Consider the following 10,916-nt stretch of genomic DNA (forward strand, 5'->3'; position numbering starts at 1 on the left):
GTGGATTCGGGTCTCTTCTGCAAAATGAGTGCGCGCTTCAGGTCTTTGAGGCGGCGTTCCGGTGCCATATGAAGGTGGCTGACGGAATGTGCGCACTGCAGGAGACGGTTGATGACCAAGGGTTCGGATCTGTTCGTGGCGGCCCTCGAAAACGAAGGAGTCGAGCGGATTTTCGGCATTCCCGGCGAGGAGAACCTGGATATCGTCGAATCCATTCGTCGCTCTTCGATCCAGCTGATCCTGACCCGCCACGAGCAGGCGGCGGCCTTCATGGCTGCTACCTACGGCAGGCTCACCGGCAAGCCGGGTGTGTGCATCACCACGTTGGGCCCCGGCGCGCTCAACCTGACGACCGGCGCGGCCTATGCGCTGCTCGGCGCGATGCCGATGATCATGATCACCGGCCAGAAGGGCATCCTGTCATCGCGGCAGGCGCGCTTCCAGATCGTCGATATCGTCGCGGCGATGAAGCCGCTGACCAAGCTGTCGCGCCAGATCGTCTCGCCCAAGATGATCCCTTCGCTGGTGCGTGAGGCCTTCCGCGTCGCGCAGGAGGAGCGCCCGGGTCCGGTGCATCTGGAATTGCCGGAAGACATAGCGGCGGCCCAGTGCGATCCGGTCGCGCTGGTGCCGACGCATCCGGTCGACCTGCCCATCGCCGGCGCGGACGCGCTGGATCGGGCTGCCCGGATGATCATGGAGGCGAAGCGCCCGCTGTTGATGTTCGGCGCGGCGGCGTCGCGCCCGCGCGTGACCCCGGATATCGCTCAGTTCGTGCTGCGCACACAGATACCCTATTTCACCACACAGATGGGCAAGGGCACCGTGCCTGGCGGCACCGAACTCTACATGGGGACGGCGGCGCTCTCGGAGCGCGACTATGTGCACGAGGCCATAGAACAGGCCGATCTGATCATCACCATCGGCCACGATACGGTCGAGAAACCGCCCTTCATCATGGGCACCAACGGGCCGAAGGTGATCCATGTCGGCTATCACTCAGCCGATGTCGAGCAGGTGTATTTCCCACAGGCCGAGATCGTCGGCGACCTTGGCCCCTCGCTGGCGCTGCTGGCCGACCGCGTCGAAGGCAGGATCCCCAATGCGCAGGCCTTGCTGCCGCTGCGTGAAGGCATCTTGAGCCGCATAGCCGCGCGCGCCACCGAAGACCGCTTCACGCCGCAGCGCATCGTGCATGACGTGCGCGCCGTGATGCCGGCGGACGGGATCCTCGCCCTCGACAACGGCATGTACAAGATCTGGTTCGCGCGCAATTACCGCACGCGCATGGCAAACACGCTGCTGCTCGACAATGCGCTGGCCACCATGGGCGCCGGCTTGCCGTCGGCGATGATGGCGGCACTGCTCTATCCCCAACGCCGCGTCATGGCCATTTGCGGCGACGGCGGCTTCATGATGAACAGCCAGGAACTGGAGACCGCCGTCCGGCTCAAGCTGAACCTTGTCGTCCTGCTGCTCGAAGACCATGCCTATGGCATGATCCGATGGAAGCAGGCGGTCGACGAGTTCCCGGATTTCGGCATGACCTTCGGCAACCCCGATTTCGTTAAATACGCCGAGGCCTATGGCGCCAGGGGAACCAGGGTCGGCGAGATCGCCCAATTGCGGCCGGCGCTGGAACAGGCCTTCGCGGGCGGCGGCGTGCATCTCGTCGTCGTGCCCATCGACTATTCCGAAAATACCAGGGTGCTTGTCGACGAACTGCGCGAGCGGCTGCCGGCGCCACAGAAGCCCTGACGGCGGCGGCAACGCCGCCATCAGGATTGGTCGGGCGAGGGCCTACACCTTGCAGTAGGGCGTGACCGGCGCGATGGTGCCGAAATCCTTGACGATCTCGTAGCTGATGCCGTCGGCCGCAGCCTTGCCGACATAGGAATGGCAGAGCGTGTGGTTGTTGGAGGCATCGACGCGGATCTTGCCTTGCGGTGCGTCGAACTCGATGGTCGGCAGCGCCTTGAGCACATCGTCGTCCTTCAGCGATCCGGCCTTCTCGGCGGCCAGCGCATAGAGATGCAGGCCATTGTAGCCGGCCTCGCCGATGCCGTTGACCATCTTTTCCTGGCCGAATTTTTCGCGGAAGCTCGAGATGAATTTCTTGTTCACCGGATTGTCGAGCGCCATCCAGTAAGGCTGCGGCGCATAGGTGCCGGCGGCGACGCCGGGCGGCAGCGCGTCCTTGTTGAAGACCTCGTCGAGCGGCGCGATCAGCGGCTGCTTGATGTCGAAGCTGCGATACTGCTTGAGCTGGGTGACAGCGTCGTTGCCGACCACCATCGACCAGACGACATCGGGCTTCAGAGACTTGATCTTCTGGAAGGCCGGGCCGAAATCCGTGGTGCCGAACGGATAGTAATCGGCGCCGATGATCTTGCCGCCGGCCTTCTCGTAGGCAGCCGTGATCGCCTCGGTCATCTTCTGCGGCCAGGCATAGTCCGAGGCCATGATGTAGATCGTCTTGCCGAGGTTCTCGGCCACCCACGGCATCATCGGGTCGACCTGCTGCATCGGGATCGGGCCGGTGGCGACAAAATAGCGGTTGCATTCGCCGCCCTCGAAATTGGTCGGGTAGAAGAACAGCTTCTTGGCCTTCGATGTCACCGACAGCGTCGCACTGCGTTCGGGCGAGATGATCGTGCCCATGATCACGTCGACCTTGTCCTCATTGAGGAGCTTGCGTGCCTTGTCGATGGCGCCCTTGGTGGTGGTCTGGTTGTCCTCGATGAACAGCTCGACCTGGCGGCCGCCAATGCCGTTGGCGGCGTTGAGTTCGGCGGCGGCGAGCTTGTAGCAATTCAGCAGCGTCTCGCCGAGGATCGCCTGCAGCCCGGTGATCGGGATCGACAGGCCGACCTTGACGGTGTCGGCGGCGCGCAGGATCGACGGCGCGCCGACCATGGCGAAGGCGGCGGCAGCGCCGCCGGATTTCAGGACAGTTCTTCTGCTTATCATTTTTGTGTTCCCTTCCAGTCCAGGCGCGCCCCATGCACGCCTTACAAAGCCAACAGGTCCCTGGCGCGCTTCAGCCGCGCCTCACAGGGCCAACAAATCCTTCAGCAGGCTCTCGTCGGCGAACGCCTCCGGCGTGCCCTCATGCACGATCCTGCCCTTCTCCATCACCAGGCAGCGGTCCGCCGCCTTGAGAACGAGATCGAGATTCTGCTCGACCAGAACGATCGCGATGCCGCGCTCGCGGGCGATCCGCGGCACCAGTTCGGCGATCGACTGCACGATGTTGGGCTGGATGCCTTCCGAGGGCTCGTCGAGCAGCAGCACCGACGGCAGGCCGCACAGCGCGCGGCCGATCGCCAGCATCTGCTGTTGGCCGCCCGAGAGCGTGCCCGCGATCTGTGCCTCGCGTTCGCGCAGGATCGGAAAATAGCCGAAGATGTCGGCCGCAATGCCGCCGTCGCCGCGATCGCGGGCGGCCCGTGTGCCGACTTCCAGGTTCTGCCGCACGGTGAGTTGGTTGAAGATGCCCCGGCCTTGCGGCACATGCGCGATGCCCGCCCGGGCGCGGCGGAAGGCCGCTGCATTGGTGAGATCCTGGTCGCCGAGAACCACGGCGCCGCCGCTGGCCCTCAAAGCGCCGGCGATGACGCGCAACAGCGTCGTCTTGCCGGCGCCGTTGCGGCCGAGCAGGCCGACGACTTCGCCCGGCGCCACGCTGAGGTCGATGCCGTTCAGCACCGGGAGCGGGCCGTAGCCGGCCGAGACGGCAAATGTCCGCAACATGGTCAGCGCCTCCCCAGATAGACGTCGCGGACCATTTCGTCGGCCTCGATGTCGTGGAAAGGACCGCTGCGCAGCCGGCGCCCCTGGTGCAGCACCAGCGTCTCGCAGTTCAGCGCCCGCACGAAGCGTATGTCGTGCTCGACGGCGACAATCGAGAACTCGCCCTTGAGCCGCAGCAGCATCTGCGCGGTCGCCATCGTTTCCTGCGGCGTCATTCCGGCCGTCGGCTCGTCGAGCAGCAGCAGCCGTGGTTCGATCGCCAGCGCCATGCCGATCTCCAGCCATTGCTTCTGGCCGTGCGCCAGCTCACCGGCCAGCGTGGCGGCTCGATTGGTGAGCGCCACCAGCTCCAGCAATTCGCCGACCGGGCGAACCGGCGAGGGCGCCCCCCACCGTGCCACCTTCAGATTGTCTTCGACCGAGAGGTTCGGAAAGACCGACGGGATCTGGAATTTTCGCGCGATCCCGAGCCGGGCGATGCGGTGCAGCGGCAGGCCGGCAATGTCGTGGCCGAGGAAGCGCACGCTGCCGCTGGTCGGGCGAAGCGTTCCGGTCAGCACGTTGAGGAAAGTGCTCTTGCCGGCGCCGTTCGGCCCGATGATGCAGCAGAGTTCCTTGTCGCGCACCGTCAGGTTCAACCCTTCCAGCGCCTGGAGGCCGCCGAAGCGGATGCCGACATTCTCGGCTTGAAGCAGCACGTCGCTCATTGCGCCTGCCTCCTGCCTTTGAACAGGCTCTTCAGCCGTGCGTAGATCGACAGGATGCCGTCCGGCAGCACGAAGACGATGATGACGAAGACGCAGCCGAGCAGCAGCGGCCACAGGCTAGGATTGAAGCTGCTGATTGTCTGCTGCGCGCGCTGGATGGCGATGGCGCCCAGCACCGGGCCGAGCAGCGTACCGCGCCCGCCGACCGCCACCCAGACGATGACTTCGGTCGACAGAAGCAGGCCGGACAGGTCGGGGGCCACCAGCCCGGCCATGCAGACATAAAGCGCGCCGGCAAGCCCGGCCATCGCGGCCGACAGGACGAAGGTGAGGAGCAACCGTAGGGGCGCGTTGTGTCCGAGCGCGGCAGCCCGGACCTCATTGTCCTGGATGGCGGTCAGCACCGTGCCCCAGCGGCCACGGCTGATCGACCACAGCGCCAGCACGACCACCGCGACGATGCATGCAACAAAGATGTAGCTGGGCAAGTCCTGGCTGAGATCGACATGCATCCCGCCAAGATCGAATTCGATCGGCGGGATGCCGATCAAGCCGCTGTCGCCGCCGGTGACCGAGCTCCAGGAGATCGCGGCCTGCTGACAGATGACGCCCATGGCGAGCGTGACGATGGTGAAATAGCTGCCGCGGATGCCGCCGAAGAACAGGAAGTAGCCGATGACGGCGGCCACGAAGGCGGCACCGGCCACCGCGCTCATGATGCCGAGCAGGCTGCCGAAGGGGATGGCGTCATTGAGCGTGATGAGCGCCATGATGTAGCCGCCGATGCCGAAGAAGGCGGCGTGACCGAAGCACAGGATGCCCGTGCGGCCCCAGAAGAAGTCGAGGCTGGCGGCAAACAGGCCGAAGATCAGCGCATCGCGGATCACCGTCAGCTGATAGCCGTCGGCGAAGAAGGGATAGACGATGGCGAGTACGGCGCAGACGGCGAAGATCAGCAGCCAGTTACGGTCCCGGGCGATCATCGTGATGCCCCGTTGAACAGGCCGTTCGGCCGTAGACGGACAGCTACGATGGCCGCCAGCAGCACGATCGCCTGCGCCAGCGACGGCGAGATCTGGTAGTTGAGCACGCTGGTCAGGCCGCCGACGAAGACGCTGCCGGCGACGAGGCCGCCGATCGAGCCGACGCCGCCGACAATGACGACGAAGAAGGCATTGGCGAGATAGTTGACGCCCATCTGCGGCAGCACGATCGCCAGCGGCGCGACCAGCCCACCGGCGAGCCCGGCGATGGCCGCGCCGAAGGTGAAGGCGATGGCGTAGGTGCGCCGCGTGTTGATGCCGACGCCCTCGGCCATTTCGCGGTTCTGGATGACGGTGCGGATGTCGAGGCCGAACGATGTCCGGCTGATCAGCAGCACGACGCCGAGCAGGGTCAGCATGGCGATGGCGATCAGGATCACCCGGTAGGCGGGATAGACGGTGAAGAAGAGGTCGAACGTGCCCTCGATCGGCGGCGTCACCGGCTTGGCGCCGAGACCGAAGGTCAGTTCCAGCCCTTGCTGCAGGATCAGGCTGACGCCCCAGGTGGCAAGCACGGTCGAGACCGGCCGCGAATAGAGATGGCGGATGATGGCGAATTCCAGGAGGCAGCCGACCACCGCGCCGGCGATGGGGGCGGCGGCCAGCCCCAGCCAGAAGGAGCCGCCGATGCTCTGGACGAAATAGACCGCGAAGGCGCCGACCGTGACGAACTCGCCATGCGCCAGATTGGTCACGTTCATCAGGCCGAAGCTGATCGCCAGCCCGAGCCCGACCAGCATCAGGATACTGATCAGCGTCAGCGCGTTGAGGAGCGTGGTAACCAGAAAATCCATCGCGTCAGGCAGCACTTGCGAGGCGTTGGCGCAAGCCGGCGAGCAGGCCCTCGGCGGCATCGATCACCGCGGCCTGATGCGGCTGCAAGTCCTGCCCGGCCCACTCGTCGATATGATCCGACAGGGGATCGGCCACTTCGGTGCGGTGGTTTGCCAGTGTCTCGATGACGGCATGGCCGCAGAACGGCACATAGCCTTCGGAATAGCCGCCTTCATGGGTCATGACCAGGCGTCCCTGTGACGTCTCGGCCGCGAGCGCCACCATGCGCGCGGCAAGGCGCCGGAAGCACTCGCTGTTGAGCATCATGCGGCCGAGCGGATCGAAGCCCGACGCATCGAAACCGGAAGCCACGATAACGAGGTCCGGCTTGAAGGCACGCAACGCCGGGGCAACGATGCGGTCGAAGGTCGCTTCATATGCGCCGGTGCCGCTGCCGGCCGGCAGAGGGATGTTGATGTTGTAGCCTTCACCTTCATCCTTGCCATTATCGGCCAGCGCGCCGCGTCCGGTCGGGTAGAGATTGTCCTGATGCAGCGAAATCGTCAGCACCGACGGGTCGGAATAAAACACCGTCTCGGTGCCGTTGCCGTGATGCACGTCCCAGTCGACGATCGCCGCGCGGCCGAGCAGGCCCTCGTGCTGCAGCCGGCGCACGGAGACGCCGATGTTGGAGAACAGGCAGTTGCCCATCGCCTGGTCGGGCTCTGCATGGTGACCCGGCGGGCGTGCCAGCGCATAGGCGTTGTCGACACGGCCAGTGAGCACGGCGCGCATTGCCGCATAGGTGGTGCCGGCGGACAAGAGGGCGATGTCGAAACTGTTGAGGCCGATCGGCGCCTGCGGCCCAGCGAAGCCCGAACCGCGCTCGCTCAGTGTCCTGATATCGTCGACATGGCGCTGCGTGTGCACGCGCAGCAGGTCGTCGACCGTCACCGGCTCGGGGATGATCGGCACCAGATGGCGCCCCAGGCCGCTGACCTGGATCAGGTTGTTGAGCCGGCGCTTCGACCCGGGCGATTCCAGATGCCGTCCGGGTTCCACGAAACGGCCGGGAGGCATCATGTCGGCGCTGGAGCCGGTGTCATGCCACATCAGCTGTTCGTGAAAAACGTAACCTGTCGCCATACGCAGCGTCCTCTGCAATCCCGGATGACGCTAGCAGGCTAACGATGCCATGGCCCGACCCGAAAGAGGGGGTTGGGCCAGATGTCTATGCCCCTCCTTTCGAAGGGGGCCGAAGGTTGGCGGCCGCCTGCGCGGCGCGCACGGCCTGGACTCGGTTCGATACGGAGAGCTTGCCGAAAATGTTCTTCAAATGCCATTTCACCGTTGTTTCGCCCACCGACAGCGCGACCGCGATATCGCGGTTGGACATGCCTTCCGACAGGTAGCGCAGCAATTCGGACTCGCGCTGGGTGAGCTGTTCCTTTTCGGGCGCGGATGCGGCCGGCTTGCGCGTTGGCACAGGCATGGTCTGCGCGGCATGGATGATGCGCGTTGCATAGGCCGACAGGGACGGCTCGGTCTTCGCTTGCGCCGCGCGCAGCCGCATCAACCCTTCCATGACAGGCCTGCCCTCGTCGACGAAGGAGCGGATGAAGCCGGAAGGCTGGGCAAGGCGCAACGCTTCGAGAAGATAGCGATCAGCTTCGCGCTGGTCGTGGCCGGCGCTCCTGGCGCGCAGGATCAGCGCCAGTATGTGGCGGCGCATGCGTCCGCTGCTTTTCGTTCGCTCCAGCAACGTGTCAAAAATGGCCGCCGCCGCTGCGTAGGATTTCTCCGCCGTCAGCAGCCTGCCTTCGGCGAAGAACTCGAATTCATTGGCGACGGTAGGGGCGGTTTCAGCGCTTTCGCGGCGATGCTCGCTCAGCAGAGAGCGCGCCTCGGCGACGCGGCTCTGGTCGATGAGCAGCCGGATGCGGTCATGCACCAGCACCGAAGCGAGGCGGCGATAAACGGAACCGCGCACACGCTGGTAGACGCGCTCCAGCATGTCGAGGGCCGCGTCGCCACGACCGGTCAGCTGCAGCACACGAGCATAGGTCGGCACGCTGGCCAGCGGATAGACGATGACGGCGGCGCCCTCGATCAGCGGCCCGAGATTCTCGACCAATGTCAGCGCCTCGCCGGATGCGTTGGTCTCATAGGCGAGTTCGGCAAGCAGCGTTCCGGCAAGCGCCTCGGCATATGAGTTCGCGCCGATCCGCGTCCTGGCCTCGATGATCGTGTTGCGCAGCAGCCGTTCGGCGGCGGGCAGGCGGCCGGCCGAACGCTCGATGACGGCCATGTAGCAATTGGCGATGGTGACGCCGAGCAGGCTGCCGCTTCGCTCATGCGCCTTGCGCGCGGCGTCGGCCGCAGCCCGAGCCCCTTCGAGATCGCCCAGCGCATAGAGATTGTAGCCGATGACGTTGGCCGTCGCACCCTCCATGAACCAGGCGTCCGGCGCGATGATGCGCAGGGCGGACAGCGCGGTATCACGCGCGGCCTCGAACTGCTCCAGCGTGCTGTGCACAGCGGCATCGAGGACCGCGATCTCGGCCTCGATGGTGGTGCCGGTCAGCGTGCCGGGATCCTTGCCGTCGGCCGGCCCGGTTTCGACGAGCTTGCGCGCATTGGCGAGCGTCTGCTGGGCAATTTCAGGCTGGCTTGAGTGCACCGCCAGCCACAGCACGATGAGTTGCAGCCGGATGCGCTGGTCGACCAGCTTCCGCGGCAGCAGTGCCAGCAACTGCCGCACATAAAGCAGCTGGCACTGGGCGATGAGTTCGAGCGCATTGTTTTCGACGAACACCGCTGCGCGCGCCTGGTCGCCGGCAGCGAGCGCGTGTCCGATGGCTTCGGTCAGCATCTTGCGTTCGCCGAACCATTCGGCGGCGGCCAGGTGCAGGGGAGCGATCATCTCCGGTTCGCGCCGTTCCATTTCGCGGCTGAGGAAGTCATGGAACAGATGATGGTAGCGGAACCAGCGCCGCTCCTCGTCGAGCGGCACCAGGAACAGGTTGCGGGTCTCGATCTCTGTGATGTCGGCCTCGGCGTCGGCCGCGCGCAATACTGCCCGGCAGGCCTCGGCGCTGAAGCGCTCGAAGATCGAACTGTGGAGCAGGAACTTCGCCAGGGCCGGCGGCAGCTCCAGGAACACTTCCCCCATCAGGAAGTCGGCGACGTTGCGGTTGGCGCCGGTGAAATTGCCGATGACGGTTTCTGGCGTATGCGCGGCGCTCAGCGACAGCGAGGCGAGCTGCAGGCCGGCGGCCCAGCCTTCGGTCCGTGAACACAAGGTTTCCACCGTGCCGCTGCTGACGCTCAGGCCCAGCTTGTCGTTGAAGAAGGCCTCGGCCTCGGACGAGGCGAAGCGCAGATCGTCCGGGCCGATTTCGAAAACGTCGCCAAGCACCCTGAGCTTGCCAAGTTGCAGGTCTGGCAGGTTGCGCGAACCGATGACGAAGGCGGCGTTGGCCGGTGCCTGCCTCGTCAGGCGCTCCATGAACCGCTTCACCACCGGCGCCTCAATGGCGTGGTAGTCGTCAAAGAACAGGGTGATGTCGGCGTCGCGCGCGGCAAGACCCGCTACAAGGGCCGATAGCACGACGTCGAGCTGCGGGATCGGGCTCGACTGGAAGGCGAGGTCGAGTTCGGCGGGATTCTGGACGAGATGGCGCAACGCGCCCACCAGATGCGACAGGAAGGCGCCTTCGTCATTGTCCGTCGCCTCGCAGGAGAACCATGCGGTTAGTCGGCCCAGACGCGCGACTTCCGCGGCCCACTGCGCCATCGTCGTCGACTTGCCGAAACCGGCGGGCGCGGCGAACAGAACGATGCGCGTGTCGATGTGCCGCTCCAGCCTCGACAGGATGCTTTCGCGCCGCACCCACCGGCGATGGTGAGACGACGAAAGGCTGGCAGGTTGCGAAGACGGTCTCATCTGGCGCCGGGCACCCATTCCGTTTCGATCAACGGGATTTGCGGGGCCACATCGCGCGGCAGGGTTCCCTTGATCCGGGGATCGTCGGTGATTTCGAACCCCGCCGCAAAGGGTTCGAACCCGCAAGCTCGGTAGAACCCGATGACGCTGTGATGGTCTATGCTGCTGGTGTGCAGCCAGATACGCTCCGGGCCGAGGCGCCATGCCTGGTCGAGCGCTCCCGCCATCAGCCGCTTGCCGAGACCCCGGCCGGTCAAGGCGGGGAACAGGCCAAAATAGGTGATCTCGATCTCGTTGCCGTCCGCCACGCGGAATTCGGCCATGCCGACATGGCCGCCACTTTCATCATGGCCGTAATAGAGATGCTGGCGCGGGTCGGCGAAATGCGCGGCGACTTCGGCATCCGACATTTCGGCGGCGCGATCCCAGAGCCAGGGAGCGCCGATCTCGAGGAAGATCGTGCGGTAGGCGGCACTGTCGGGCTTGGTGATCCGGGTCATTGCCAGGGGTTGGGCGAGACCCGGCACCGGTGCGCGCGCTTCCATCCATGTCACGGCATTGACGATCTTGCCGGCCGGCACGCGCCGGTAGCCGGACGAGAGATCGGTGATTTCATCCGGCAATGGGCCTTCGGTGACCAGCATCTGTCCTCGATCTTCGCCATGCGGTTTCGCCAGCATACAGGAAGCTGAT

At 65.3% G+C, this 10,916-nt stretch carries 9 protein-coding genes; 1 reads left to right on the forward strand and 8 read right to left on the reverse strand.

Annotated features, from left to right (window positions below):
• Positions 1-111: 111 nt before the first annotated feature.
• A complete protein-coding gene (locus tag AC07SZ_RS33000; RefSeq protein ID WP_172374280.1) occupies positions 112-1,758 on the forward strand; it encodes an acetolactate synthase large subunit in 1,647 nt (548 codons plus the stop codon).
• 42 nt (positions 1,759-1,800) lie between these two features.
• Here the strand turns inward: AC07SZ_RS33000 and AC07SZ_RS33005 are convergent, their stop codons facing one another.
• From AC07SZ_RS33005 to AC07SZ_RS33040, 8 genes are all read right to left on the reverse strand, one after another.
• Positions 1,801-2,970, reverse strand: coding sequence for a substrate-binding protein (locus AC07SZ_RS33005; RefSeq protein WP_494917586.1), 1,170 nt, complete (start codon positions 2,968-2,970; stop codon positions 1,801-1,803).
• Between the two features lie 81 nt (positions 2,971-3,051).
• Entirely contained in the window at positions 3,052-3,753 is a 702-nt protein-coding gene (locus AC07SZ_RS33010) for an ABC transporter ATP-binding protein (RefSeq protein ID WP_056564660.1), read from the reverse strand.
• Positions 3,754-3,755: 2 nt separating this feature from the next.
• Positions 3,756-4,460, reverse strand: a complete 705-nt coding sequence (locus AC07SZ_RS33015) for an ATP-binding cassette domain-containing protein (RefSeq protein ID WP_494917587.1) — start codon at positions 4,458-4,460, stop codon at positions 3,756-3,758.
• Positions 4,457-5,443 (reverse strand): branched-chain amino acid ABC transporter permease, encoded by a 987-nt coding sequence (locus AC07SZ_RS33020; protein ID WP_172374278.1) that lies wholly within the window; start codon positions 5,441-5,443, stop codon positions 4,457-4,459. Before AC07SZ_RS33020 ends, AC07SZ_RS33015 begins: the two co-directional genes overlap by 4 nt.
• A complete protein-coding gene (gene urtB / locus AC07SZ_RS33025; RefSeq protein ID WP_494917588.1) occupies positions 5,440-6,297 on the reverse strand; it encodes an urea ABC transporter permease subunit UrtB in 858 nt (285 codons plus the stop codon). Before urtB ends, AC07SZ_RS33020 begins: the two co-directional genes overlap by 4 nt.
• A gap of 4 nt (positions 6,298-6,301) precedes the next feature.
• Entirely contained in the window at positions 6,302-7,423 is a 1,122-nt protein-coding gene (locus AC07SZ_RS33030) for a class II histone deacetylase (protein WP_056564651.1), read from the reverse strand.
• Between the two features lie 85 nt (positions 7,424-7,508).
• Positions 7,509-10,169, reverse strand: a complete 2,661-nt coding sequence (locus AC07SZ_RS33035) for a winged helix-turn-helix domain-containing protein (RefSeq protein WP_494917589.1) — start codon at positions 10,167-10,169, stop codon at positions 7,509-7,511.
• Positions 10,170-10,219: 50 nt separating this feature from the next.
• Positions 10,220-10,867 carry a GNAT family N-acetyltransferase gene (locus AC07SZ_RS33040; protein WP_494917590.1) on the reverse strand — a complete coding sequence of 216 codons (648 nt, stop codon included), beginning with the start codon at positions 10,865-10,867 and terminating at the stop codon, positions 10,220-10,222.
• Positions 10,868-10,916 lie beyond the last annotated feature (49 nt).

Source organism: Mesorhizobium sp. GW821-FHT07A06, from assembly GCF_059419085.1.

Bases quoted from the DNA above. Each gene is read 5' to 3' on its own strand.
- AC07SZ_RS33030 (WP_056564651.1), bottom strand. From the start codon at position 7,423: ATGGCGACAGGTTACGTTTTTCACGAACAGCTGATGTGGCATGACACC.
- AC07SZ_RS33000 (WP_172374280.1), top strand. From the start codon at position 112: ATGACCAAGGGTTCGGATCTGTTCGTGGCGGCCCTCGAAAACGAAGGA.
- AC07SZ_RS33015 (WP_494917587.1), bottom strand. From the start codon at position 4,460: ATGAGCGACGTGCTGCTTCAAGCCGAGAATGTCGGCATCCGCTTCGGC.
- urtB (WP_494917588.1), bottom strand. From the start codon at position 6,297: ATGGATTTTCTGGTTACCACGCTCCTCAACGCGCTGACGCTGATCAGT.
- AC07SZ_RS33040 (WP_494917590.1), bottom strand. From the start codon at position 10,867: ATGCTGGTCACCGAAGGCCCATTGCCGGATGAAATCACCGATCTCTCG.
- AC07SZ_RS33020 (WP_172374278.1), bottom strand. From the start codon at position 5,443: ATGATCGCCCGGGACCGTAACTGGCTGCTGATCTTCGCCGTCTGCGCC.
- AC07SZ_RS33010 (WP_056564660.1), bottom strand. From the start codon at position 3,753: ATGTTGCGGACATTTGCCGTCTCGGCCGGCTACGGCCCGCTCCCGGTG.
- AC07SZ_RS33005 (WP_494917586.1), bottom strand. From the start codon at position 2,970: ATGATAAGCAGAAGAACTGTCCTGAAATCCGGCGGCGCTGCCGCCGCC.